Consider the following 25,140-nt stretch of genomic DNA (forward strand, 5'->3'; position numbering starts at 1 on the left):
CGAGAGGAGAATGGAATTGCCTGGCTATGTGATTGCGGTCGATGTCTTCGGCCTTGTCCTCGTTTTCGTCGGCTTCAACATGGCGTTCCGTCAACCGTTTGTCCGCCGTTTGCTCGGCCGTGCGTCCGAGCCGCCTCGGTCACGCGTCTCAACCGGTCAGGAGGAAGATCCGCTGACCTATATTTTGAGGATCGCCGGAGTCATGATCATGGTCTTCGGCATTGCTATCGGAGGAATGCTGACGCTATTCAATCTGGATTAGATCACTTCGGCAGTGGCCGGGTGATTGGCATCATCCCGATATTATCTCGTCCAAAAAATGGGAAGGATTCGATGATAGCGACAGCAAATCATGGGTGCGCTGCTCATTTGCCCGGCCGCCTCCCCGTTCATAGCCCGACGGCCTGGCCCTGGACGATCGAGGACCGCGAACCTTGTAGATTTTCTCGCCCATATCGAAGCGATGCTCAACGGCGCAACGATACTCGGATAGTGAAGAGGTTCCCGGCGTCCTGCTTTGGAGGTGTCAGTCAAGACCGAGATGATTTCGACGTCCTTCGCGAGGGGAGAGCCCAGACATCGCGTTCTGCGGCCGACCCGCGGCTGGTCTGGATACGCTCATGAGCGGCACGATCGATATCAAACGGATTTACGAAACCGCCAGCAGCAGTGATGGAAAACGTGTCCTGGTCGATCGCCTCTGGCCAAGAGGTGTCTCGCTTCACTCTGCGGCACTCGATCTATGGCTGAAGGAAATCGCCCCCAGCGCGGACTTGCGCAAATGGTTCAATCATGATGCCACGCGTTTTGCGGCCTTCCGGGACAGGTATCGCCTGGAACTTGATGCGAACCCGGACATATTGGCCCAAATCTACAAATTGGCCGATCAAGGGGACGTGACATTGCTCTATGCCGCGCATGACCGACGTGTGAATCACGCGGTGGTCCTGGCCGAATATCTGAAGGAGCACGGATGCAGGCTCCGGCATGCGAGCAATGTCGCGTGATTATACATCCACGGAGCGGAACGAAAACGAGTGCCCGGTCGCAGCCGCGCCCTAAATAAGATCTGCCGAGATCCCGGCCGTCGTTCGGCAGTCGGTTGCACGGCAAAATGGATGCCGATCCGTGGGGGCAGGCTGCTTCGGATCGGCATCCGCCAGCGGGGCGGCCGCTGGATCGACATATGTGAATGGGGCAATGACAGGGGTGATCAGTTACTCCGGTGTCCGGCGAATTGTTTTGCCGCCTCTTGATCATCCCGCCTTGGCTCCGTTGCGGAGTTAATGTGATAACCATCTGCAAGAACAGCATATTTTGGACCAGCAAAGAGCGTATCCGGCGTGTGCCACGCCTTGCTGACGGTCATCTGCTTGCAGCCGAGCATCACCTTTTCACCAGGCTGAGGCAGCTGGGAGAAATAAAGTGCTCCATGCAATTTTGCGCTCGGAATATCCTGGCCCAGATAAATGGAAACAAGCATCATTTTCCTCTCTATGAGATGTTCACGGGTATCTGTCCCACTCACTAAGGTGAGGGCAGTCTTTCCCTTGCTATGGTTCCACCAGCATGAGGACATGCGCGGGGATCAGGACGGGGTTCGCGCGACGTTTGTCGCCGTTCATGATGTCATGCAAATGAATATTATTGCATCTTAACTTGAAACTATTTCATCGATAATCGTCTCTGAGACATTATCGGTTAACATGAAAATATTTTCAATCATTGTAACTTAAAATTATCTTTTTGAACTTTTATCCGGATGTTACAGGCCGCGAACGGTCTTTTCTTTCTCCATCGTGACTGCTCCAACCAGCGTCCAATAGAATTCCAGATTGTTCAACCGGTCGTTGTTCTGATCCATGAACATGCTTTTGCGATACATCCCATCCAATGAAGTTGAACGATTATAATTTTATTATTCATCAGGACTATGGATATGTCTTTCGCTCTTTCTAAAACCCCAATGCCAGATCAAGAGGCCCGAGTGAATCAAGGACCAGGCCTTTCTCCTGCAGCTATCCGCGGGTTTCGACTGGCGGAGAACATGCTCAACGAGGCAGGACTTCGGTTGAATGGGAATGACCCTTGGGACATTCGTATCTACGACAGCAATGTCCCAGGGCGCGTTCTTGCACAGGGGAATCTGGGATTAGGCGAAACCTATATGGCCGGCCACTGGGATTGCCCTGCGCTGGATGAATTCTTCTCCCGATTACTGCGATCGGGCATAACAGACATGGTCAATCCTGCTTCGCTCCTGCTGCATGCCTTGCGCACCCGACTGACGAACCGTCAAAATCGCAAGCAGGCCTGGAAGGTGGGGGAGCGGCATTATGATCTTGGGAATGCATTTTATGAGCGCATGCTGGATCCGCTCATGACCTATACCTGTGGCTATTGGAAGGAGGCGACCAGCCTGGCTGAGGCACAGATCGCAAAGCTGGATCTCATTTGCCGAAAGCTTCAACTGGAACCGGGAATGAGAGTCCTCGACATCGGCTGCGGATGGGGCAGCTTCATGGCTTATGCTGCTGAAAATTATGGCGTCCAGTGCGTCGGCGTCACAATCTCCAGGGAGCAATGCGAATGGGCCAAGAGGCATCATTCCAGCCCGCATCTCGATTTCAGGCTCCAGGACTATCGGGATATGCGCGAGACATTCGACCGCATCGTGAGCATCGGCATGTTCGAGCATGTAGGTCGCAAGAATCATCGAACCTATATGGAAGTAGCGGCGCGCTGCCTTGAAGATGACGGCCTGTTTCTTCTCCACACGATCGGCAAGAACCGTAGAAGAAACATACCCGATCCCTGGATTGACCGTTATATCTTCCCGAACGGAGACCTTCCATCGATAGGGCAGATCGGGGATGCCGTAGACGGCCTTTTCATCGTTGAAGATATGCACAATTTCGGCGCGGATTATGACAAGACATTGATGGCGTGGCATCGCAACTTTGAGAATGCCTGGCCGGAATTCGAAGAACAGCTGGGTGAGCGCTTCCGTCGCATGTGGCGATATTATCTGCTTTCCTGCGCGGGAGCGTTCAGATCCCGGGATGTTCAGTTATGGCAATGGGTCTTGGCGAAGAAGGGCATTCCTGGCGGATATCAGCGTCCCAACTAAAAGTCGGTTTATGAGCCGGTCGACCTGATTGCGCCTCTGCCCCGCGGGAATTGCCCTGCTCGTGCATCTCATAGCGACGCCCCGGCGTCCCGGAAGCACTCCCACGCAAGTCGCAGAGTTCCTTGCCTTCACAAGGGAGCATGTTTGACTCGTCCGGTGCGCGCGTGCAATGAAGTGGCTATGCATTCACGCAGCGATCATGTGCGCTTCCGCTACCAAGGGGGACAGCTTCTCGCGGGCATCTAGCCCCGGGTTTCGGCGCGTCTTGCTCCGGACTCGGGGCAAATCGACAGACTGCCGCTCGCCGGAAGGCGTGTGACAAATCCTCTCGAAAGACAATGCCATGGCTAGAATGCCCAACCGGGGAAGTCCCTCCGTCAATCTCATAGACAGCGAAGCCGAGAGCCTCACCAATCTTGCCCTGGGTGCTGCGAACAGCATGCCGCAGGTCAGCGAACTGCTGCTGGGCGAAATTGCTCGCGCGCAGACCCATCGCGTCGAGCGGATCCCTCCAGACGTGGTTACCATGCACTCCTCGGTCGAATTTATCGACGAGGCGAGCGGTATCGAACGGACTGTCCAGATCGTCTACCCGGCTCAAGCTGACATCGGCGCGGGGCAAATCTCTATCTTGACCCCTATCGCTGCGGGCTTGATCGGACTTCGCGAGGGCCAGTCCATCAGCTGGCCCGACCGGGAGGGCCGCAAGCGAAGGCTGACCATCGTCAAGGTTACGCAGCCGACCCGCATTTGAGCACGACAGATCTGCATTCCAGCAACATTAATGGGAGACGAGGAATTGCCCCGGATCGACGAGAAACTTCTGCCGATATTTGAGGATGTGCTCAGACGCAATGCGGGCGAGACCGAGTTCCATCAGGCGGTGGAAGAAGTGCTTGAAAGTCTGGGTGTCGTTGTAGCCAAACATCCAGAATATATGGACAATGCGTTGATCGAACGGATCTGCGAACCGGAAAGACAGATCATCTTCCGCATACCCTGGGTCGATGATCATGGACAAACGCATATCAATCGCGGTTTTCGCGTTCAGTTCAATTCAGCATTGGGACCCTATAAGGGCGGCCTGCGCTTTCATCCGTCCGTCAACGTTGGAATCATCAAGTTTTTGGGGTTCGAACAGACGTTCAAGAATGCGCTGACGGGACTACCGATCGGCGGAGGGAAGGGCGGTTCGGATTTCAATCCACGCGGGCGTTCCGACGGTGAAATCATGCGTTTCTGCCAGTCCTTCATGACCGAGCTCTACCGCCACCTGGGCGAGTATACGGACGTTCCGGCTGGCGATATCGGCGTCGGCGCCAGGGAGATCGGCTACCTCTTTGGCCAGTATAAGAGATTGACGAACCGCTATGAAGCGGGGGTGTTGACCGGCAAGGGGCTCATTTATGGCGGTTCCAGAGCCCGCACCGAAGCGACGGGATATGGCACGGTCTATTTCGTCGATCAGATGTTAAAGACACGGGGCGCGAGCCTGGAAGGCAAGCGGGCTATCGTTTCCGGTTCAGGCAATGTCGCGATTTTCGCGATCGAGAAGGTCCAGGAATTTGGCGGAAAAGCGATCGCCTGCTCCGATTCGTCGGGTTTCATTGTCGATGAAGCCGGGATCGATCTCGAACTGCTGAAAGAAATCAAGCTCCTGCGTCGGGAGCGGATTGCTGAATATGCACGATTGAAGGGCTCCGGCTCCTATTTCGTGGAGCAAGGAACGGTTTGGGAAATACCGTGCGATGTTGCTTTACCGTCAGCGACCCAGAATGAGTTGAACGGCCATGATGCGGCCACACTGATCCGTAACGGCGTGATCGCGGTAGGTGAGGGTGCAAACATGCCTTGCACCCCCGAGGCCGTTCGTCTGTTCCAGAATGCGAATGTGCTCTTTGGTCCGGCAAAGGCGGCCAATGCGGGAGGTGTCGCCACATCAGCGCTTGAAATGCAGCAAAATGCCTCGCGCGATAGCTGGACCTTCGAGGAAACCGAGGCGCGGCTGGCCATGATCATGCGCCGTATCCATGACAGCTGCGCCGAAACGGCTGAATCTTATGGCGCGCCGGGCAATTATGTATTGGGCGCCAATGTGACCGGCTTTGTCCGGGTAGCAGAAGCCATGCAGGCCATGGGGGTTATCTAAGGACGCCTGATGCGGCGTAGTGATGGTCACTTTCCAGGCGCGGAGTGACCACCTGCGGCTCTACTGGCCGGCAAGAAGGCATATCAAGGGCAACAGCTGCCTTCCTGGAGCTGGCAGCGTCACGGCCTGTTCTTGTCAATATCGCAGAACGGCTTCCCCGGAGCGCGGGTCTGTCAATGCGACATTCTCAAGCGCCTGGCTTCGCCACATCATGTCCTGCCGGGCAAGCACGGCGAGTATCAACGTATCCACAACATGGGGTCCGGCCGGATGCGCCGTGCCGGCGGCAAGGCGGCTCCAGAAATGGACGACAGTTGCGTCTTCCCCGATGGGAGTGAGGTCGATCAGTTCATTTTCCAGCGTCGAATCCCGATAGATTGTCGCATGAACGGTGCGGTGAAGTTCGATGATGTCGCCCACGCCGCGCACATAGCGGCCAAATCGGTTCACAAAGGTCGCATCTGCACCAAGGGCCTCGACATCGTGGTTGTTCCAGGCTGTCTCGAATGCCTTCGGCATGTCCTGAGGTTGTATGGGATCACCTTTTCACCCATCATTTTGCGCCCCCCTTCGCTCCGACAAAACGGGCACGCCCCAACTCTGCGGCGCGATTTGCGCTGCGTGCCTTCAGGAGATCCTGGCGCGACAGGATGCCAAGAACCCGCCTTGTCCCAGCTTCTATGATCGGAATACGCCCCACGCCGGACTCGACAATAAGGTCAGCGACAGCCCCGCTTGGTGTGTCGGGATAAGCGACGGGCTGCGCCGCGTCCGAGGTGGCGTCGACCAATGGCGTTTGATCCTTTTCCCTGTCGATTTGCCAGCGCAGCGCATCCGAACGCGACACAAGGCCGAGCAGGCGCCCCTGTGCATCTGTGACGGGATAGCTACGATGGACAGCATCGTTCGAGAAAAACGAAACCGCAGCCTCCACGGTCATGTTGCCGGGCAATGTGGCCGGGTCGGGGGTCATGATCTGGCTCGCCTGGAGCAGATCAAGGGGGTCGACGGTATATTCCTGCAGAATATGGCGCCCGCGTCGTGCGATCTTCTCCGTGAGGATCGAACGGCGCATCAGCAAAACGCTGATGGCATAGGCAGTTCCTGCCGCAGCGATGGTATAGGGTATCGCATCAAAATGGCCTGTGAGCTCAACAGCGAAGATTGCGCCCGTCATCGGCGCGCGCATGGCGCCACTCATGATCCCGCCCATGCCGATCATGGCCCAGAAACCCGGATCGCCCGGCAGAAACTGCCCCAGCAAGAAACCGGCGGCGCCGCCAAGGATGAGGAGAGGCGCAAGTACGCCGCCCGACGTTCCCGATCCGAGGGCAACCAGCCAGACGATCGCCTTGACAACGAGAAGTGCCGCGACAACTTTCAGGGGCAAGGACGCATTGAGGAGAGCCTCGATACTGGCATATCCCGCGCCAAGAACATGCGCGTCGATCAGTCCGCCCAAGCCCACGAAGATCGCGCCTATGGCGGGCCACCACATCCAGTGGAATGGCAGGCGATGAAAAAGATCCTCGATGCGGTAGAGCGACGTCGACAATATGGCGGCTTCAAGACCGACAACAAGGCCCACTCCGACCGACCCGAGCAACGCCCAGCTATCGCCCGGCAGTAGCGTTTCCATCGGGAACATCGGGCCTGACCCGATGAGCAATGGGCGCCATGCGTACGAAACAAGCGCACCGACCACCACAGGCACGAAGCTGCGCGGCTTCCATTCGAAAAGCAAGACTTCAACCGCAAGCAGGATCGCCGCGAGGGGCGTTCCGAAAATGGCGGTCATGCCCGCTGCCGCCCCTGCTACGAGCAACGTTTTGCGCTCAGCGGCGCTGAGATGGAAGCATTGCGCGAACAGGGAGCCGATCGCGCCGCCGGTCATGATAATCGGCCCTTCCGCGCCGAACGGTCCACCGCTACCGATCGAAATGGCCGATGACAGCGGCTTGAGAATGGCCACTTTCAGGGAGAGGCGGCTTTCGCCAAAGAGGATCGTTTCGATGGCTTCAGGAATACCATGTCCACGGATCTTCTCGGATCCAAAGCGCGCCATCAGGCCGACGATGAGGCTGCCCACCACCGGTATGATGATCACCATGGCTCCAACTGACGCGTCGGTGATAGCCGCGTGATCGGTAGACAGCCGACCAAACCAGAACAGGTTGGTGGCAATGGCGATCAGCTTCACGAGCACCCAGGCGCCGATCGCGCCTCCCGATCCAACGACAATCGCCATGCTGGCGAGCATGATCATGCGGCGATCGGCACTATGATCGGCGAGTTGGTGAGTCTCGGTAGCGCGTGGAGGTGTAAAGGACATGAATTAGGTTTATCCTGGGAAGACGACGCACCACCCGTTATATCGTGTCACGATACAGTTCAACCGATGAGGCAAAGGATTGAAAAAGAATCAAGCCCTGGCAGACGCCGACTATGTCGCGCTGGCCTCCTTTCGACACGTCATCCGTCGCTTCCAGGCATTCAGCCAGCAAAAGGCGGTGGAGGTGGGATTAACCCCTCAACAGCATCAGGCGCTCCTGGCGATCCGGGGCTGCACCGCGGCTGAAGCGACGGTGGGCCATGTGGCTGAATGCCTGGTCCTCAAACCACACAGCGCCACCGGGCTGGTTAATCGGCTCGAGGCGCTGCAGCTCATCACACGCGAGGCGTCGGACCAGGACCGCAGACGTGCGCTCCTACGTTTGACGCCCAAGGCGTTTGCGATGCTCGATGCGCTCTCCGCAGCACATCGCGAGGAGATTCGACGTATTCGGCCTTTGTTCGCCGACGTATTCTCTCAACTCAGTTGAGCAGTGAGGCAGAGTTATGCCCGTCAATCGAGAATGGTTCGTTCGAGCCAGGCGATCAACCCTCCACTTGTCCAATTGCGGTGCGTCACACAGAAATCAGCATCCTCAGAAGAAGCATTTGCGGCTCCGTACGGATTGATGGCGAGCACCGCATCCCGCCGCCTGAAAGCTCGGCTCCTGATGGTCAGGGAGAGATGGGTGACGTCCGTATGTGCGAACGGTCGAATGCGCGTGATTGTGCATTCCGCGCCGTGAACATCGAGCGCGCATTGGAGATGCTCAAGGGCTTTGAGCACATCCCGATCGAGTTCTGAGCGAACTGGCAGAAGGCGCCCTACCTTGTATATCGGCACGGCGTCGACTGCGGCAACCTCAGCGCGACCGTCCGGCGTAAGTTCGCAGGCGAGCAAAACGAGATAGGGGCCGCCAATATTCGCCGGCAGCGATATCTCTTGGCCAACACGAATAGGCATCGTCCGCGGACTGTAAAGTACGCCCGAACGGATCTCATCTGCATGAAGAGCAACGAAGCCTTGTACCGCGCAGCCTTTGCGGGCGCTTTCAAGGAGCCTTCGGGCAACGTCTCCATTCCTTAATGCCGAGCAGAAAGTCCAGAAATGATGGGAAAGAGGGGCGTCTGCGGCCACATGATAGGCAGAGGTTGCGTTCCGTAACGCGGCGAAGGCATCAGCAACACTGGGGCTATCGGGCGCGACCCCGGGCGGAGGGAGGATGTTGAAATTCGCGGCCTCGACCAGTTCCTCCATCAAGAAACGGAGCTGTCCATCGCCGGTGACTGCAGCCTCGCCGTCGATCGGCGGCAGGTTCTCGACGGGTAGAACCTTGAATAACGGAACTGAGCGCAACCGGATGACACGAGCTCCTCGCAAGGAAGGCGCTTGGACCCATGGGACCCCCAAGCGCCGGGTGTCGCCTAGCCGTTGAGTTTGTCTTTGACCGCCTTCGCGGGAGAGAAGGTAAGTTTCTTCGAGGCGGCGATTTTTATGGTCTCGCCGGTCGCTGGATTTCGGCCTTCACGGGCGGATAGCTCCTTCACCTTGAATTTTCCAAAGCCGCCGAGGCTCACTTCCTCGCCTCTGACAGAGGCTGCGACGATCGCGGCGAACACGATATCCACCGTCTTGCGGGCATCGGCTTTTGTGGAACCGGTTTCGCTGGCGAGAAGGTCTGCAAGATCACCGTTCGTCATACTGTACCTCTTCTGATGTTCAGGGGCGATCTTGCATAACCTGTCCCGGTCGCAAGCGCCATGGCGATGGTTCTGTTGCCGTCTGTGTCACTTTACCAGAACACCAGTGGTAAAGTGACACAGGCGGCAAAATCGTTCTCCGGTGGGGTGAAGAGCATTTACCGGATTCCCAAGAGTCTCGCTTTGTGCTTGATTCGTTCCATGATGCAGCAGGATCTCTTTTCATCCGAACCCGTCTCTCCCGTGGGGAGGGCCGGCCTGCCCGATCTGGTCCGTATCATTGCGGAACATTCCACGCGGCCGCGCTATACCTTCATGGTGCTCGACCTCATTGCGCGGGTTGCCCGCGCGAACGGGCAGGCGGGTCCGCTGATTTGCGAAGGCGCCGCCCTGATACCGATCCGGGAATGGCTCGCGGCCACCATTGCTCCCAGTGCAGCGCGTCATCACCAGCGGCGAACTACCAGGGAAAAAGTCCGCGCTGCCCTTGCGGCCAGCGGCGAGCTGCCAACCGACCCTATTGAGGCTGACCAAATGATTGACGCTCAAGTCAGCGAACGGATCAGGGAAACGAGTTTAACGGCGATCAGCCGTGCCGTCTCCGAACTGGTGCGCGCCGGTCTCATCAAGCGCCATTATCAGGGATACCGGGTCGATCATGAAAACCGCGGCGCGCAGCGTCAGGCGGTTTACACCGTGACAGACGACGTTCGAACGGCTCTCCATCCCGGCATCATCGGCAGCGTATCATCGAATGTCATTCCGCGGTCCCGGACGGCAGCTTCATGACCGCCCGCGAACAAATCATAGGCGCGTTGCTGCGGGAATGCCGCTCCACCACTGGAGCGAACGCTGAACTATGGTCGACGGGTAAGTGCAAGCCTGTCTGCGCCTGGGCCAACTCATCCGACCCGCGCTGGGACCGCGGGGACAACATAAAGTGATCGCATTCTTGTTGAGACGAGGTGCTGTCTCTGCGCAGGCACGCCCCCTCCCCGCGCGATTTTTTTAGTTACCATAATGGGAGATTATGGTAAGTATAGGACGCCAAAACGGCGGGGGAGGGCAAAAATCGTTTACCTCCCCTGAGTAACACACAGGAAGGTGATGACCGAGCGCTCCACAACTCCTTATAAGGAAATCATCCTTGTCCAACCGCAGCGCGCGGGTCTTCCGGCCCGCTCGCACGTCATGGGCGCCGAAGCGGTTGACGCACGTCTGCTTCGTACCATGGGAATGCTCGTTCCCGAAGGACTGCCGCCGGTCAGCCGTCTTGCCGTCGAAACCGCTCTTGCCGCCATGGCGGAAGCCACGAAGGCGGCGATCGCCGCCGATATCGAATGCTGGCATGCCTGGTGCGTCAAAGAAGGCCGGTCGCCCATGCCCGCTGATCCCGAAGATCTTGTACATTATGTGAACGACCTCGATGTCAGGGGGAAAAAGCCTTCGACGCTCGCTCGACGGGTTGCAAGCCTTGGTGCGTTGCATCGAGTGCTGGGGCTGGCCCAAAATGCGGCTCCCACCGAGGCAGCAATCGTACGCGCGGCGCTCAAGGCCATCCGCAGGCGCAGGGGATCGCTGCAGCGGCAGGCGGCACCGTTGCGGCTTGGCAAGGCATTGGATTCCAATGCTCCGGAGGGATTTACCCTTTCAGCCTTGCTCGACGCCTGTGGCGATGACCTTCAAGGACTGCGGGACGCTGCTCTGCTATCCCTTGGGTACGACGCTGGCCTGCGCGTAAGCGAACTGACCCGGGTGGAAGCGAACCATATTGAATCGCAGGAGGACGGTTCAGCGACGTTGTTCATCCCCTTTTCCAAAACAGATCAGGAGCAGGAAGGCGCCTGGGCTTGGTTGTCAGCCGAGACGGTGCGGCGCGTCCACGCATGGACGAACGCGGGCATGATTGAGGAAGGTCCGATTTTCCGAAGGGTCGGAGTCGACCGCCGACGCACGGGAAGAACGGAACGACAGCTCGCATCGGCGGAAAAGACCTATTCGATTGGGCTGACAGCGCTCACTCGACAGGGGGTCAACGCCATTTATCGCCGCATCGCCATCAGAGCCTATGAGCAAGGTCTGGTGACCCTGCCTTCCGGCAAGCTTGTGGCGGCTGTCCAGGCGCTGTCCACCCATTCGTTACGTGTCGGTCTGACCCAGGATCTTTTTGCCGCGGGCGAGGACGGGTTGGGAATTGCTCAGGCGCTTCGCTGGAGTTCGCCGACCACCGCTTTGCGCTATGGTAGAAAGCTTGCTGTACGCAGCAATGTTGCAGCGCGAGTGCTTTCACGCGTTCGACGTTGACTGGCTAGATCTGAACAGCCTGTCGCAAGATCGGGCCGGGGTTCAAGCGCCCTCCAATCCCACTTCGCTCGATGTCCACTACGCCGTTGGGATGTTCTCATTGCAACCTACTTCCCATCTGCAAGGAACATGGTCAGTATCGAGGGCCATATGCTGGTCACGGACAACATGAACTACAACCCCAGTCAGATCATTAGGCTATATTCGGCCAAGATCGCTTATGAGTGTGGCGTTGAGGTGCCGGAGAAATCCTGTCATTGCGGCAGGGCAGACATGCGGTCTTGAACGGACTGGCCCGGTATAGCCACCGTCCATCACATGGCAGGGCTTTGGCGGGAACGTCGCCTCGCCGGCCCCGTTGCGATCGGTGATCGCGTCCCGCTCACTTTGCGGGTACGTCAAGGAAGGCGACACACGGGTAGGCAACCTTGAAGCGGAGGTGGCCGGATGCGGCATTTCCCGGTCCCTTCGGGTGCACCCGAAGCGTCAGGCGGCGCGATTGAAAGCACCAAATCAAGGCAGAAGAGGACACCATGGCCTCCCAGTCACTTACCCGTTATCGGTCCTGCCCACTCGAGCCGTTTCGCATCGCCAGCCCGTTCCTGTCCATTTACCGGCAAGCAGAATGGGCCTCCAAGAATGTCTATCGCGAATTCGACAATGCGCGAGAAGCGTTGGGCAGCGTTATCGCGCCGAGCATCGGTGTCACCCAGAGCGGACGCCCCGGAAATAAGCCGGAGTTCCGGCACTGAGCAATGGGAGCCTCCTCCAAGTGCGGCTCCCCTGACGGAGGAAATATCATGAAAGTCAGCGAATGTATGACACAAGATGTCCGGATCGTGGATCCGGGGGAGACACTGCAGGACGCAGCCCGCACGATGGCGGAGATCGATGCTGGATTCCTGCCGGTCGGCAAGAACGACCGGCTCGTCGGCATCATCACTGATCGCGACATCGCGATCCGCGCCGTCGCCACCGGGCGATCTTCAAATGCGAAAATCGGCGACGTGATGAGCCAGGAAGTCAGATATTGCTATGCCGACGACACGGTTGAAGACATTCTTGACAATATGGCACAGCAGCAGCTTCGGCGGCTACCGGTGGTCGACCGCGACAAGCGTCTGGTTGGCATCGTGTCGATCACCGATCTCGCCACCAATGGTGAGGCGGCGCACAGCGGCGAAGCGCTGTGCGAGATCGCCCGGCCTAGCGGTCTCCATTCCCAGGCGATCTGATCGGCGGGAACGTGCGATGAGCGCCACGGGTCTCAAGGTCTTCGACAAACCCATCCAAACGACGAACATCTGGCTCGGCGAGAACGAGCGGAGGCTGCCGTTCAAGGGATTCTCGATTCTTGGTGCCGCTCGCGCAAGTCTGGCCAAATGGCGGCCCGGAAAAGGCCGCCATTCACCACCAGCAAAGAGAGAGAGAGAGACCCGGCCGTCTTCCACGGCCTGATAGCCGGAATGCAATATTAGAGGCGAATTGAAGCTTTCGCGCTTTTTCCGACTGGCTCTGGTATTTGCGGCATCCTAGAGATCATGCTTCCTGGATGGCCGATAAACGCCATGCGCCGTGTCCGCTCCTGACAAAAGTCCACAGTTCGGTCGTTAAAGTGGGACGATCGGGATCACCTGTCAGAACTGCGCCGCTATTGCGATCGCGCATGACGTCGATGCTCTGGTACCGCATGGCGATCGTGGCATAGTCCGTCCCATCTTCCGTCCAGGCTTCCGCAACTTCCGCTTCAAGAAGCTCGGTTCCCGATACCTCGTTACGCTGGCCTCGCGTCGCGTTCTGGCTCATTTCCTCGGCCAGATAAGACATGATTTCAGGCGTCGTGCAGACGCGCAACCGGGCATAATCTTCATGCCCAAAAGCGTCCTGCACCTCTACGAGCAGACGCTCGAAACTTTGCTGGTCGCTCGTCGTGATGGCAATCTCCCGCGACAGGGGAGCAGAAGAAGCGACCGAGGACACAAAGGCGTCAAACCCGCCCTGTGACGCTCCCGTCAACGGGCGGGTGGCGAATGAGGAAGAGGCGACGCCACCTACCGGAGCCAAGGCAGGCCGGCGACGAAACATCCTGAACGCGAGCCAGGCAAGCCCACCCAAAAGCGCCATCTGCAGCAAAGCCATCAGCATGCCGCTGCCGTTCAATGCGCCAAACCCATTGCCAAGCAGCATGCCAAGCAGGCCGCCGGCAACGAGACCCCCGATCAGGCCCTTTGCGAGCCCGCCAAACCGATTGGGCGTGTTCGTCGCCGGGCGCGGCGTTGAGGCGGTGTTCTGCGCCGGAGCCTGGGTCGGCGTTGCGGTCCGCTGCACCGCCGGCGCCTGATTGGGCGCGGTTTTCGTGGCAGGCGGAGCAACAGCTGTTCGCGAGCCTCGGCTACCTAAGCTGCCGCCGCGCCGGGCGTCCGCCGGGCTGACGGCCATAACGGCGATCGCGAGACTCATGGCAATCGCAGAGGCATTGCGAAACGTAGTTCCAATCATCGAAAATCCTTCTGGCTATCAGCCAAGTTCCTCAAGTGTTGGACCCACAAAGACGGGCAAAGTTCGCTCCCGACAGCAAGCCTCACATTCGCAATCGCGAACTACAGGACGGTGCTTCTGGAGCGGTATGGTCGCCTCCTCGTATTCTGGTCCAGTTGAACGAGCAGCGCAGATGATGGGACACTAGATTAACGACCAGCATCGAGCGCACTCGATGCGGTCCGACATCACGATCGCCTTTCAGGCGATCGCCAGAGGGGCCCGGCCCGCATGGTTGCTGGATAGCATGCCGTCCTTTAAATGCAACAGCGGCTCATATCAGCTAATGGGACTGCGGGCCGGTCTGCGGTGTGCGATGCGAACCGCCAGCCTTCCTCTTCGATGACGAAGGCCGAGCAGCCCGATCAGTCAAACAGCTCTTTCAGAAAGGATTTTTTCTTCCGGGAACGATAACGGCTATCGTGCGCGTCAGGGGGACGCAGGCGCGTCCATGCATCAGGGAGATCCCGCTCTTGCAGTCGAACTGGTGGGGTGGCTGAGCGCTCGATGATCTTGTCCAGTTCGCCGCGATCAGACCATATACCCCCCGGGCAATAGTCGATTTCGATGCCTTGGCGTTCGGACATTATCAGTCCCGTGCAGCAGCCTGGGCAAGGCATAGCCTCCATGGATTGTCGCTGTATGGTACACCCTCCGCGCCTGGAACACATGGCCGTACAGGCGGTCCTTGACGTGCAGTCGCACCTTATTGAGCCGCAGCAGCCGCAAATTGTCGGGAGTGCGCCGTTTAAGTTCCCTCCAGATCTCCTCCTCAAGCTGTCCGTGCAGTCTCGTCATTTTATATGGAAACGACTTCAATGCCTCTCTCCAATCAAAATGGATCGATCGGATCAATTGCGAGGAAGGAGAAATTCACTGACCTGCACCGAGCCAACCCGATGCGGTCCGACATTACGATCATCTCTCAGACGACCGCCAGAGGGGGCCGGCCCGCAGACTTGCTATGGAATGGCTGCTGGCTCTTTCCATATGTATTGTGGCGTTGTGGTCGCCATACGCTGTCTCGGGTGTCCAGATCGGAAAATGGCTCAACGGAGTCATTCAACGCAATCTGCGAACGCGGGGCAGCTTAGCCAGAAACGCTCGATCCTTCATTCTGCGCTTCTGCTGATCGATCGCGTGTCGAACGGCGAACGCTCGATGCTCAGCCCTGAAGCATATGATGAAGGCCCTGAGCCACGCAGAGCGAGGGGTGTTGAGCGACAACCACCGGCACGGAGGTTTCACGCTCTATCATTCGCGGCAACTGCGGCACGAGCGCGCTGCCGCCGGTGAGGAGGATCCCATTTACGTGTACGTCGTGGCTGAGTTCCGGCGGCGTTTCGTTGAGAACGTCGCGTATGACGGCAACGATCTGGGTAGCGTGCTTTTCTACCACGCGCCCGACTTCAGCAGAGGAAATATGCAGCGATTGAGGCGCCATCGACACGAGGCTTCGTCCTCGGACCTCGATCAGCCCATCGCCGGACGGGGCCTCGGCATGAAGAGCGGCATAATCCTTTTTGATGCGTTCGGCGCTTTGACGGCCGATCAAAATCTTGTGTCGAAAATGCAGGTGATCAGTGATCGCCTGGTCGAGGGCCGCGCCACCCGCGCGCACTGAACGCGTAAGGCACATTCCTCCAAGTGAAATGACGGCCACTTCGGTGGTGCCGGCACCGCATTCCACGATGAGTGCGCCACGCGGCTCATCCACTCGAGCACCAGCGCCAAGAGCCGCCGCGAACGGCTCCAGAACCAACTGAGGGCTTAGCCCGGCATCGATAGCAGCGGTGAACAGCGCGCGCCTCTCGGCTTGCGTCGCGTCCGCGGGGACTCCCATGAGAGCGCGCGCCTTGCGCCATGGCTTTCGCTTCAGTTCCTTTGGAATGGCATACCGAAGTAATTCGGTAGCAGTGTGAATGTCCTGTAGCACACCCCTGCGCAGCGGGCGCCGTACTGCCAACTTGGGCGGGGTTCGGTCCACCATGGCCTGAGCAGCAGCTCCAGCCGCAACCAGGCGCGGAGCGGTGCCAAGATCTGTAAAACAGCACAGCGACGGCTCATCGAAAACAACACCCGCATCGCGATCGATGACCCGTAGGTTCGCAGTCCCGAAATCAATCGCTAGTTCCGGCCGCGTCCATGATGAAAATGAAACCATGGGATCGATATAATGTGCTGGTCCCGCTTTGTCCCCTTTCGTTTTTGCAGCAGCTGGGAACCGGATAAAATTGGCTCCGAGCATGGCGAGGTGCGGCCAAGAGAAAATATCGCCCAAAACTTCTACTATATGTTCTTCTCTATCGGTGTTCAGCCAAGAAATATTGCGGACAAAATCGCTACGTCGCCAAGCCAGAGCAACGCAAATTCATTGTGCAAGCGTCTGCATGCTCGGCGCGATAAGGGTAGGAAGGCTGGATATGGCGCCCGAGCTCGTTCAAAATGAGGTCAGCGCACCACGAGCACCGGGATCACGCTGTGGGTCAGCACTTCGAATGCCTTGCTGCCGAGCATCAGCCGACCCAATCCTCTGCGTCCATGCGACGCCATCACGATAAGTCCGCAATTGCGCTCCTTGGCCACAGCGATTATTGCCTCGGCAACCTCCGCGTCAGGCACATGGAGGATTTCTGTGGTTACTCCGAGCCGCTCGGCCGAGTCCTTCGCGCTAGCGAGGATGCCCTCGGCTGCGCTTTTCTGTCCCTCAGCATATTCGGTCAGTGCAGCCTCGCTCCAAGCGAGATCGTAACCCACTCCACTTGAATATACGGGAAAGCGTTCGGTAACGGTCATGATGGTGACATTGACACCCAGGGCCTTGGCCAAGGCAAGACCATGATCCACGCCCTTCTGGGCAGTTTCCGATCCGTCAGTTGAAATGAGTATATGATTATACATGAGCATGCCTCCCAGCGGGTTGTCACTCAGTTTGAAGTGCATCAATATCCCGCCGCTTCGTCAAGCCTCTACCTTCTTGCGCGAGGCGTGTGACCAGAGCCAACGCTTGATGTGGGGCCAGGCCCGAGGCAGTCATCTATCCTTATGGTAAATTAGTCCTGGCGCCGCCCCTGCACCAAGTCTTCACGAAGTGGGTGGACGATTCTGAGTACTGCCGGAATGGTCGGACGAACGGACGCCGGTATCCGGAAGGGCCGGTAACCGGCGGCGCCTGTCATCGTATCGCGGATCCGGTCGCGCGCTGCATTGTGGGAGCCGTCATCAACCTCGATCAGGGCGACGACACGACCGGTCGTGGGATCCTGCACCACGAAATCGACGATCTTCTGCGAGAAGGCGTTGCGATCCGCAGATGTCGCCCGGCGCCCGATTGATGCGGGAGCCTTGAGAAGAGCGCCCATCGCGACCTGTGCATGGAAGCGGTACATCGGGAATATCTCCTCCAACACGATCAGCATGGCCTCTTCCCGGCCGGTCATGAACGGCTTGGCGACCGGGGCGAGCCGGATGGAACCACCCCCTCCCAACAGCAGCGCGAGAAGGATTCACAGCGCGCCCGCAAGGATAACAACCGGCAGGATCGCACGCTCCATAGGGCCGCCGATGTTCAAAGTTTCCATGGTTCGCGTTCTCAATTCATCCATTTCAGCGCCCCTCGGCGCGGCTGCGCGTGCCGCGCTCGAGCAGTGATCGGTAAATGCTGAGTTCCACCTCATCCGCCTTGCGTTATCGGCAGGTCGCGCCGGTCGGCGCCGGGGCACTCGACGCACGTCTCGGTCGTGCGCTCGCTGCCCAACTTGCCGGCTCGTTCAAATTCCCGACCCATCATGTCCTCCTTCATCTCACCCGGCGCCGTGCCGGCCGCTTCGCATCACAAGTCGAGGCCAAGGCTGCGTTCGGGCAGCGGCGGCAATTGGTCACGCCGATCGGGTTTGAGATCGGGCGGCGGCGCCTTCGCCTCCTCGGCCGAGTGTGCCGGGCCAGGCGACAGAGGCGGCAGATCGCTTGGGAGCGGCGGCAGATCGGGCAGATCCATCCCATCGATGGGGCCGGGATCGAACGGCACCGACGGCTGGGACGAGGGTCCCTTCTTCCCGTCGATATCGAGCCGACCCAGGGTTTCGAGGGCGGATGTCTTGTTGCCGAGGTTGCGGTCGAGCTGCCGTTCGAGCTTCTCCCTGTCGTCGACCACCAAGGTCAGTTCGTCGCGCACGCGCGTGACGCCGACGTTGAACAGGCGCTGGTTCGAAAGGTGCCGCTCGTGCGACGACATGACGGTGATCGCCTTGTCGGTGGTGATGCCCTGCGCCATGTGCATGTTGAGGCTGTAGGCAAGGTCGAGCCGCGAGAGCATGGGGTCGCCGAGGCCGAGTGTGAGGGTTTGCTTGTCCGCGGTCTCGACGCGAACGCCGTCCTCATCGATCCCGACAACCCGCGCCATCGCTGCATTGAGGAGCCCCCGATCCTTGTCGTTGGCGGTCCAGCGGATGCGGTCACCCTCGCGCAGTTCGATGCTCTTCTTCCCGGCCAGTTGGAGCCGGTCGCGCTGCTCGGTCGGGGAGAGCTTCTGGGGATCGAACCGGATCTTGCGGCGCCCATCGGCCAGATCGACCTTGCCGTTAGCGTGGACTTTGAGCACGTCGTAGCGGCCGCCCTTGAGGCCGACATCCTGCGCGCCGCCGCGCCCCACCTCGAGCGTCTGCCCGGCCCGGTAGGTCGAGGCGTAGCGCAGCTCCTCACGGGTCGTGTTGACCCGCTCGTAGACGGTGAGGTGAACCGAAGGCCCCTTCACCGACCCTTCCGCGACCAGGCCGTCCTGGATCCGCTGGTTGATGGTCGCGCGCGCGTCGCGCCCTGAGGCGAAGACCGCCGTTACCTCGCGATCGGCAGCGCCAAGCGCGAGCCACATGTCGGCCGCCTGCTCCGCCGGGGCGCCGGACTCGACGACCCGGTCGCCCAGCACCTTCATCGCGGCGCTGGCTTTGCCGACATTGGCGAGCGCGGCAACGGTGCGCAGCAGATCGGTACGCTGGCGGATATTCTGATCCATGCGCGCCATGGTGCCGCCGCCTGCCTGGATCATCGCGAAGGCCTTGCCGGCATCGATCGAGGAGAGCTGCTGCCGATCGCCGACCAGGACGAGCTTGTCGACGCCCAGCGCCTCACTGATCTGGTGGAGTTTCAGCATATCGGCCGACGAGACCATCGAAGTTTCGTCGGCGACCAGCATCGTGCCGGCGAACTTCTCGCGCGCGGCCTCGAAGCGCGGGGTACCGCGCTCGGCGATGAACCGCTCGTTGGCAAGCACGAACGACGCGATGGTCTGCGCCTTGATGCCGGCGCCTTCCGAGAGGTCCGCGACCATCTTGTTCTGGAAGGCAAGACCGGTGATGACGCGCCCTTCGGCCTCCGCCACGCGCGCGACCGCGCCGAGCATCGTCGACTTGCCGGCGCCGGCGACGCCCTGCACCGAGACCGTGCGGTCGGCCGAGGTGAGGATCAGGGTCGCGGCCGCGAGCTGGCCGGGATTGAGGGGGCGGTCCGCGGCCGCCTGCAGCCGGGAGACGGCATCGGTCGCCGGTACGATCGGGGCGGCCAGGCCCCTGCCCTGCTCGACAGCGGCAAGGATCCGTTCCTCCGTGCGCAGGGCTTCCGGTGTGGTCACCATCCGGCCCGTCCGGTCGACGGCCGTGGCGACGCCGGGGATGAGCCGGCGACCCTGGATGAGCCGCTCGATCCTTTGCTCGACGGACGCCATCGTCACGCCCTTCAATCCCAGATCGAGCGCGGTCGCGCCGAGCTTGTTGAGCGGCCAGGCCGCCTCGCGTTCGGACAGGATGCGCACCGCCGAGGCGACCGCGAGCTGCGTCCGGGCTTCGTCCGGCGATCGGACAGCGCGGGCAAGACCGTGATCCACGAGGGGATCGCGCGGGCGCAGGAATTCGCCGACCCTGCCCCGTGCGACCGCAATGGCGTCGGTGATCGCCCGGTAGCCGCGCTCGATCGCGCTGTCGCGCGAGCTCATCCCGGCGCGGGCTTCCGCGGCCGCGCGCAGGTCCTTGCCGTCGAACCCGTGCGCGGCGGCACGGTCCGCCCACTCCTGCTTGAGGGCTTCGCGATCCTCGACCTGGAGCTTGGGGTCGCGTGAGCGCTGGGTGATTTCGCGCAGGCCCTCGGGTGACTTGATGCCGAGCTTCGTCGCCCGGTCGAGGATCTCCTCGCGGCGCTGGCTATATTCGGCGAGCACCGCCTTGGGGACACCGGCAATCTCGAAGGTGCCGTGCTTGCCCTTCATGTCGAGCTGATAGCCTGCCCGCTCTAGTTCGACCCTGAGATAGGCATGATAGATCGAGCCGATGATGCTGTTGTGGCTCCAGAGCTTGTCGGCATGGAGCGCCTGCCATTTTCCGTCGGGCATGCGGGTGAGGTTCGCGATGACGGCGTGGATATGGGCCTGGGGGTCGCGCGCGCGGCTCGTGTCATGCTGGAAGAGCGCATAGACGAGGTTGCCGGTCTGGACGGGCACCTTTCGCCCCTCGACGTCCTTGCGCCCCTCAACGAGGTTCTTCTCGACCCAGGCCATGGTCTGCCTGACTGCCGTCATGTTGGCGGCAAGCACGCGCTTGTCGCCGGCGACATAGGCCATGACGCTCGCCGATTTCGGCATAGAGAAAGTGAGATCGAGACCCGCCCGCCGGTTCTCCACTTGCGCCACACCCTCCCCGCTCGGAAGCACGCCGTTCAATATGGCTTCGAACGGCTCCTTCGAGACTTCGCCCGACAGGCCGATCGCCTGGGCGCCCTCCCCGCCCCAGGCGCTGATCTCGGACGAGCCTTCGACCGTGTAATAGTCGTCCTTAGCGAAATAGCTCGCGGCGCCGGAGGCGGAGCGGATGGCGGCGACCGAGAGCATCAGATGCCCATGTCCATGCCGTCATGATCCGGGCCTGCCGAGAAGTCCTGGCGCAGTTCGGCAAGGGTCTGATCCTCGACCTGGGGCGCGGGACCATGCCGATCTCCACGCCGGTCGTCCCGATCGCGGCTGGCGACAGGCTGTTCCTCCCCGCCGGCCCGCGCGGTCTGCGCCCGCTCGGCGGCGGCGGGCGCTACCGTCTGATCGCCCTGGTCATCCCCGCGCTGCGCGGCTCGATCGGCGGCTGCCTCGGGCTCTTCCTCGACCTCGGCGGACAGGATGCGCACGGCAAGATCCCGCGCGAGATTGGCGGTATCGGAGACCTCTTCCACGACCAGGCCGGCGCCATCGCGCCCACCGGCCTCCCCGGCCCCCTTTTCTTCGAACACCTCCTCTCCGCGCCTTGACCGCACGGGCTGAATATCGGGGCGGGCGATGAAGCCCTGTGCGACCTGGGGATAGCCCTTCCACTCGAGCAGGATGCGCGCGGCCGGAAAGCCGTCGGGGAACTTCACGAAGCCGTGCATGGAGGGCAAGTTGGTTATGTCGTCGGCGATGACGAGCGGTTCGACCTGCTTGCGCGGAGTGAGCGTCGAGGCGTCACGGGTGTTGTTATAGCCATAGCTATAGGCCTCATCCATCTGCCGCACTTCGCGGTTCCCGATATACCGTGCGCACTGCTCGGCCGTGTCGAGATCGGCGGTGGCGAGAATGAGCTTGGAGCGCGCGAGCGAGGCAAGATTGCGCGCGCCCTGCTCGCCATAGACCTCGACCAGTTTCTCGAAACTATGGATGCCCAGGATCATCGCGCCACCGAAGGCGCGCGCGGTCTGAAGGCCGTTCTCGATCGCGGGCAAGCGGTGCAGTGCTCCCAGCTCATCGAACATGAACCACATGCGCAGCGACCGGGTGCGCGGCAGCGTCATGAGCCGATTGATGGCAATGTCCATCCACAGCGTCAGCAGGGCCCGGTTCATCGGCAGATCGACATAGTTGGAGGTGACGAACAGGATCGATCCGGGCTGCCTGTCCTGGGTGATCCAGTCCCGGATCGAGAATTGCTCGCCGGCATCGGGCAGGAAGCGCAGGACCTGGGCGTTAGTGTTGAAGACGGCCCGGATCGACTCCGCCATGCGTGCCGCTTCGGGCGCGGTCAGCGGGTCGGCGATGGTGTTGGCAAGGGTGCGATGAACGCGCTTCAGATCGGCGGTCATCAGATTCTCGGCGAGCGCGAGATTGGTGGTCTGGCCGCGCTCCATCAGACGCACGCACATTTCGATGAAGAGGGTGCGCGCGGCGAGCGCCCAGAAGGGTTCCGATGATCCGCCGTCGGACGGGATGAGCGCCGCGGCGGCGGCTGTGAACTCGCTGTGCGTGCGGCAGTCGTTGAAGATCGACCAGGCCGGGCATCGCGCGTCCATCGGATTGAGGATCGTGTCGCGCAGCGGATCGTAGAAGGCTTCGACATAAGCGCCGGTAAGGTCGAAGATAACGGCGGTGTCCTGGCGCTCGCGTATCTGCGACACGAGGCTCCTGAGCTCGGTGGTCTTGCCCGAGCCGGTGGTGCCGATGAGCATCGAGTGCGATTGCTCCATGCGGTGGGGATAGGGGATGCCGGCAAGCGTGTAGGGATGGTGGATGCCGGCGTCCTTGCGGGCGCGAAATGGCAGCGCGATCACCTGCGCCGGGGTAAGCCGCGGAAAGAGATCGGCGGCGTCTTCTTCGAACTTCGCCCGGTTATGGGCATTGATCTCGGCGAGAAGGACGGGGCGATCGACGAGCATGGCGCCGCGCTCATGGCGTTCCTGAAGGATCGAACGACCACGACGATGCGAGATATCGACGAACCAGATCGTCAGCGGGATAGTGAGGAAGGTCGAGACGAGGATGGCGCCGACCAGACCCCGCATCGCGACGGCCCAGGCCTTGATGACCTCCGGGATATAGGGGACCGCTTTCATGACGGTTCGCATGATTTCGCCATTGGGCAGCGTGACGTTGACGCGCTTGTTCGGATCGAGGTCGACCCAATTCCACAGCGCCGAATAGATCTTCATGCAGACGAGCTGGAAGCCATGCTCGTCGAGCTTGATCGACACGATGATCGACCAGGCGATGAGGAAGGCGAAGAACCAAAGCAGCAAGGGCAACTTCGCGCCCGAGAACCACATCAGCATCTCGTGGGTGAGAAGCTGCGAGCCCCGCGTGAAATTCCCCGAGTTGCGCTGCACGCGGCCGCGCGCGCTGTGGTGGGTGAGCGGGATCGGTCGGCCGTCGTTCCGGATGTCCTTATGCGCCATGATATTGCTCAAGACGCTTGTCAGTTTCGACGATGATCCGGTCGCGATATTCGGGAAATTGCTCGCGGATGATGATGTCGAGTGCGAGATGCTGGAACTCGCTGATCCGTGCGATCCGACGATTGCTCGTGTTGAGCACATCGACAGAGCCAAGAAAGCCGTCGACAGCTGCGCGCAAGAGGTCGGATGGAGTGCAGCCACGCTCCGAGGCGAGCGCGACCAGGCGGTCATATTTGCCCCGGTCGAGGCGGACCGTGCAGTGTTTGTAGGGAGTGGTCAAACCAGGCCTCCTAGCAGGGAGGCTGGTGGGGTCTCAGAAAGCGTTGCTGCTTATATCGGATCGACGCTGCGCCGGCAAGGAATTCGCGTAGGGCCATTCGACCGTGTTCGTCCGTATCACGCTGAAAGGGCATATTTGTTGGAAATTTTGCCCAGCCCAAACGCTGTCCCACGACGCCCCACAGATTGATTTCCGACTAAGTAGCTGGATTTACATCAGAACTCTTGCACCATCGGTGCGTTCGGTGTGCTACTCTGCGCCAGGGTTGATCCCTATCCCCGGGCCGTCCTGGGCTCGCATGGTTCATGGGTGGGACTTGTCTCCGGCGGGGTGTCGGGCCGTCCGGCGGACGGAATGTTGTGCACGCATTCGGTGAAGTCCGGGTTCGCTAGAGGGGCCGTGCTGGACGGGTGCTTCCGTCCATAGTGATGCGGATCAATGGTCCTTACAAACGGCAGGGTTCGTGACCCGAACGGGCGGAGACAAGGCCTCGCCTTGGCTCCGTGAGCTTGCCCGCTGACCGCTCCTTCCAGCGGTCAGCGGCCTAGCGAATAGAGCCCGGCGGCTGGGCCGCTTCGCCCCGCCGAGCCGCCGCCTCATCTTTTCCTTCCAGCATCGCGCCGGCCCCGATACTATACCCCTCGTTCATAGCCCGATCAGCGTGAACCAAGAGGCCCCTATGGCACGTACATTGGAACAGGAGCGCGCGGCGCTCGCAGAGGACGAACGCAAACTGGAAGGGCGCAGGCAGAGACTTGCGGAAAAGGAGCGGGAGGCAGCGATTCATGCCGTCGAAAAAGCGGGCCTGCTCAAGGTCGATAGTAAGCGCCTGTCCGGTCTGATGACCCGTATTCGGTCCCTCGGAATCGACGAGGTGGAAAAGCGCCTCACCGCCTGAACCACCCCCTGCCGCGACCCGGCGTCGCGGCTCGGGCATGGGGGGCTCGATGCCCCTCATGTCCGACTGATCCTTACACAAAAAAGGGGAGAGGCCGCCAAGCCCCTCCCCGTCCCGGCCTCAATATTCGTCGATGAGGCCGCCCGGTGCGGTGTAGACGATCCGGTCGATCATCGCCTGGCTCAGCGCACCGTAATCGCCCTCGTCGATGGCGAGGTAGCCCAGCTCGCTGTCCTCGATGACGTGCTGGTCGAAGTAGCTGCGCTGGGCGCGGCGCGATGCATTCGTGACCGCGGCGAAGTAGGCGGCGTTGTCGGCGGCGGCGGTCGTGATCGTCTGCATGTTTGGCTCCTGTCTGTCTTGAATGACAGGGGCAGTCGCGTCGGGCGGGCGGGGCCGGGTCAAGGACCCGCGCAGCGGGCCGCGTAGCGGCGGTGGGGGTCACGATTTTCTTCGGCGGCCACTGCCGCCGAAGGGACGAACTGCCGCCCGATCCGCCGAAGAAAATGGTGGGGCCCCGCCGTCCTTGAGGCGGCCTCGTTCGCCCGACATCATGGGAAAACTGTGAGAGATTTTTCCTCTCGTGAGGTCCCCCCCCTGGCAATGCGTAGCGGCGTGCGGTCCGACGGGACCGC

Annotated in this window: 26 protein-coding genes; 12 read left to right on the forward strand and 14 right to left on the reverse strand. The window is 60.5% G+C overall.

All coding sequences use genetic code 11. The annotated features are described in order from the left end of the window. Positions 1 to 16 precede the first annotated feature (16 nt). Both NUH86_RS23000 and NUH86_RS23005 read left to right on the forward strand, forming a co-directional pair. Entirely contained in the window at positions 17 to 262 is a 246-nt protein-coding gene (locus tag NUH86_RS23000) for a hypothetical protein (protein WP_044663571.1), read from the forward strand. Between the two features lie 358 nt (positions 263 to 620). Continuing rightward, entirely contained in the window at positions 621 to 1,007 is a 387-nt protein-coding gene (locus NUH86_RS23005; protein ID WP_044663393.1) for a DUF488 domain-containing protein, read from the forward strand. A gap of 206 nt (positions 1,008 to 1,213) precedes the next feature. Here the strand turns inward: NUH86_RS23005 and NUH86_RS23010 are convergent, their stop codons facing one another. Beyond that, positions 1,214 to 1,486 (reverse strand): hypothetical protein, encoded by a 273-nt coding sequence (locus tag NUH86_RS23010; protein ID WP_157009865.1) that lies wholly within the window; start codon positions 1,484 to 1,486, stop codon positions 1,214 to 1,216. 561 nt (positions 1,487 to 2,047) lie between these two features. Between NUH86_RS23010 and cfa the strand changes: the two genes are divergently transcribed. The 3 genes from cfa (at position 2,048) to gdhA (ending at position 5,279) form a co-directional block, all read left to right on the forward strand. Beyond that, positions 2,048 to 3,130: a cyclopropane fatty acyl phospholipid synthase gene (gene cfa / locus NUH86_RS23015; protein WP_084694429.1), complete on the forward strand. Its 1,083-nt coding sequence runs from the start codon at positions 2,048 to 2,050 to the stop codon at positions 3,128 to 3,130. Positions 3,131 to 3,473: 343 nt separating this feature from the next. Next, positions 3,474 to 3,884, forward strand: a complete 411-nt coding sequence (gene rnk, locus NUH86_RS23020; RefSeq protein WP_044663386.1) for a nucleoside diphosphate kinase regulator — start codon at positions 3,474 to 3,476, stop codon at positions 3,882 to 3,884. Between the two features lie 30 nt (positions 3,885 to 3,914). Further along, a complete protein-coding gene (gdhA, locus tag NUH86_RS23025) occupies positions 3,915 to 5,279 on the forward strand; it encodes an NADP-specific glutamate dehydrogenase (RefSeq protein WP_044663385.1) in 1,365 nt (454 codons plus the stop codon). A 135-nt stretch (positions 5,280 to 5,414) separates the two neighbouring features. Here the strand turns inward: gdhA and NUH86_RS23030 are convergent, their stop codons facing one another. After that, a complete protein-coding gene (locus NUH86_RS23030; protein WP_044663384.1) occupies positions 5,415 to 5,798 on the reverse strand; it encodes a hypothetical protein in 384 nt (127 codons plus the stop codon). A 34-nt stretch (positions 5,799 to 5,832) separates the two neighbouring features. Beyond that, the gene (locus NUH86_RS23035) at positions 5,833 to 7,611 is read right to left on the reverse strand and encodes a chloride channel protein (protein ID WP_044663383.1); all 1,779 of its coding nucleotides are present in this window, start codon (positions 7,609 to 7,611) and stop codon (positions 5,833 to 5,835) included. A gap of 79 nt (positions 7,612 to 7,690) precedes the next feature. On the opposite strand from NUH86_RS23035, the gene NUH86_RS23040 reads away from it, so the two are divergent. Further along, complete coding sequence (locus NUH86_RS23040; RefSeq protein ID WP_044663382.1) at positions 7,691 to 8,101, forward strand: MarR family winged helix-turn-helix transcriptional regulator; 411 nt, start codon at positions 7,691 to 7,693, stop codon at positions 8,099 to 8,101. Positions 8,102 to 8,124: 23 nt separating this feature from the next. Here NUH86_RS23040 and NUH86_RS23045 read toward each other — a convergent pair whose 3' ends face one another. Together NUH86_RS23045 and NUH86_RS23050 are read right to left on the reverse strand one after the other, a co-directional pair. Continuing rightward, on the reverse strand, positions 8,125 to 8,967 hold the full coding sequence (locus tag NUH86_RS23045) for a hypothetical protein (RefSeq protein WP_044663381.1): 843 nt from the start codon (positions 8,965 to 8,967) through the stop codon (positions 8,125 to 8,127). Between the two features lie 68 nt (positions 8,968 to 9,035). Then, complete coding sequence (locus NUH86_RS23050) at positions 9,036 to 9,311, reverse strand: HU family DNA-binding protein (RefSeq protein WP_044663380.1); 276 nt, start codon at positions 9,309 to 9,311, stop codon at positions 9,036 to 9,038. 201 nt (positions 9,312 to 9,512) lie between these two features. Between NUH86_RS23050 and NUH86_RS23055 the strand changes: the two genes are divergently transcribed. The 5 genes from NUH86_RS23055 to NUH86_RS23075 all read left to right on the forward strand — a co-directional run bounded on the left by NUH86_RS23055 (position 9,513) and on the right by NUH86_RS23075 (position 13,073). Further along, positions 9,513 to 10,100: a hypothetical protein gene (locus NUH86_RS23055; RefSeq protein ID WP_044663379.1), complete on the forward strand. Its 588-nt coding sequence runs from the start codon at positions 9,513 to 9,515 to the stop codon at positions 10,098 to 10,100. A gap of 318 nt (positions 10,101 to 10,418) precedes the next feature. After that, a complete protein-coding gene (locus NUH86_RS23060) occupies positions 10,419 to 11,615 on the forward strand; it encodes a tyrosine-type recombinase/integrase (RefSeq protein WP_052628280.1) in 1,197 nt (398 codons plus the stop codon). A gap of 533 nt (positions 11,616 to 12,148) precedes the next feature. Beyond that, entirely contained in the window at positions 12,149 to 12,367 is a 219-nt protein-coding gene (locus tag NUH86_RS23065; RefSeq protein ID WP_157009863.1) for a hypothetical protein, read from the forward strand. A 48-nt stretch (positions 12,368 to 12,415) separates the two neighbouring features. Then, complete coding sequence (locus tag NUH86_RS23070) at positions 12,416 to 12,850, forward strand: CBS domain-containing protein (RefSeq protein ID WP_044663378.1); 435 nt, start codon at positions 12,416 to 12,418, stop codon at positions 12,848 to 12,850. A gap of 16 nt (positions 12,851 to 12,866) precedes the next feature. Next, positions 12,867 to 13,073: a hypothetical protein gene (locus NUH86_RS23075; RefSeq protein WP_157009862.1), complete on the forward strand. Its 207-nt coding sequence runs from the start codon at positions 12,867 to 12,869 to the stop codon at positions 13,071 to 13,073. 81 nt (positions 13,074 to 13,154) lie between these two features. Here the strand turns inward: NUH86_RS23075 and NUH86_RS23080 are convergent, their stop codons facing one another. From NUH86_RS23080 to NUH86_RS23115, 8 genes are all read right to left on the reverse strand, one after another. Continuing rightward, entirely contained in the window at positions 13,155 to 14,114 is a 960-nt protein-coding gene (locus NUH86_RS23080; protein ID WP_196227625.1) for a Tim44 domain-containing protein, read from the reverse strand. 404 nt (positions 14,115 to 14,518) lie between these two features. After that, positions 14,519 to 14,773, reverse strand: a complete 255-nt coding sequence (locus tag NUH86_RS23085; RefSeq protein ID WP_084694428.1) for a zf-TFIIB domain-containing protein — start codon at positions 14,771 to 14,773, stop codon at positions 14,519 to 14,521. A 545-nt stretch (positions 14,774 to 15,318) separates the two neighbouring features. Further along, the gene (locus tag NUH86_RS23090) at positions 15,319 to 16,434 is read right to left on the reverse strand and encodes a rod shape-determining protein (protein WP_323749043.1); all 1,116 of its coding nucleotides are present in this window, start codon (positions 16,432 to 16,434) and stop codon (positions 15,319 to 15,321) included. A gap of 170 nt (positions 16,435 to 16,604) precedes the next feature. Then, the gene (locus NUH86_RS23095) at positions 16,605 to 17,054 is read right to left on the reverse strand and encodes a universal stress protein (RefSeq protein ID WP_044663569.1); all 450 of its coding nucleotides are present in this window, start codon (positions 17,052 to 17,054) and stop codon (positions 16,605 to 16,607) included. Between the two features lie 152 nt (positions 17,055 to 17,206). After that, positions 17,207 to 17,572 (reverse strand): DUF2726 domain-containing protein, encoded by a 366-nt coding sequence (locus NUH86_RS23100; RefSeq protein ID WP_238320208.1) that lies wholly within the window; start codon positions 17,570 to 17,572, stop codon positions 17,207 to 17,209. A gap of 413 nt (positions 17,573 to 17,985) precedes the next feature. Beyond that, the gene (gene mobF, locus NUH86_RS23105; RefSeq protein ID WP_044663374.1) at positions 17,986 to 21,027 is read right to left on the reverse strand and encodes a MobF family relaxase; all 3,042 of its coding nucleotides are present in this window, start codon (positions 21,025 to 21,027) and stop codon (positions 17,986 to 17,988) included. Beyond that, positions 21,027 to 23,327 carry a type IV secretion system DNA-binding domain-containing protein gene (locus NUH86_RS23110; protein WP_267253055.1) on the reverse strand — a complete coding sequence of 767 codons (2,301 nt, stop codon included), beginning with the start codon at positions 23,325 to 23,327 and terminating at the stop codon, positions 21,027 to 21,029. The genes mobF and NUH86_RS23110 overlap by 1 nt, the downstream gene beginning before the upstream one ends. Beyond that, positions 23,317 to 23,607: a hypothetical protein gene (locus NUH86_RS23115; RefSeq protein ID WP_044663372.1), complete on the reverse strand. Its 291-nt coding sequence runs from the start codon at positions 23,605 to 23,607 to the stop codon at positions 23,317 to 23,319. Before NUH86_RS23115 ends, NUH86_RS23110 begins: the two co-directional genes overlap by 11 nt. Before the next feature lie 679 nt (positions 23,608 to 24,286). Here NUH86_RS23115 and NUH86_RS23120 point away from each other — a divergent pair. Then, positions 24,287 to 24,505: a hypothetical protein gene (locus NUH86_RS23120; protein ID WP_082165929.1), complete on the forward strand. Its 219-nt coding sequence runs from the start codon at positions 24,287 to 24,289 to the stop codon at positions 24,503 to 24,505. A gap of 120 nt (positions 24,506 to 24,625) precedes the next feature. Here the strand turns inward: NUH86_RS23120 and NUH86_RS23125 are convergent, their stop codons facing one another. Beyond that, positions 24,626 to 24,847 (reverse strand): hypothetical protein, encoded by a 222-nt coding sequence (locus NUH86_RS23125; protein ID WP_044663370.1) that lies wholly within the window; start codon positions 24,845 to 24,847, stop codon positions 24,626 to 24,628. Positions 24,848 to 25,140: the final 293 nt, after the last annotated feature.

Origin of the sequence: Sphingobium sp. JS3065 (genome assembly GCF_026427355.1) — a bacterium.
Lineage (GTDB): Bacteria > Pseudomonadota > Alphaproteobacteria > Sphingomonadales > Sphingomonadaceae > Sphingobium.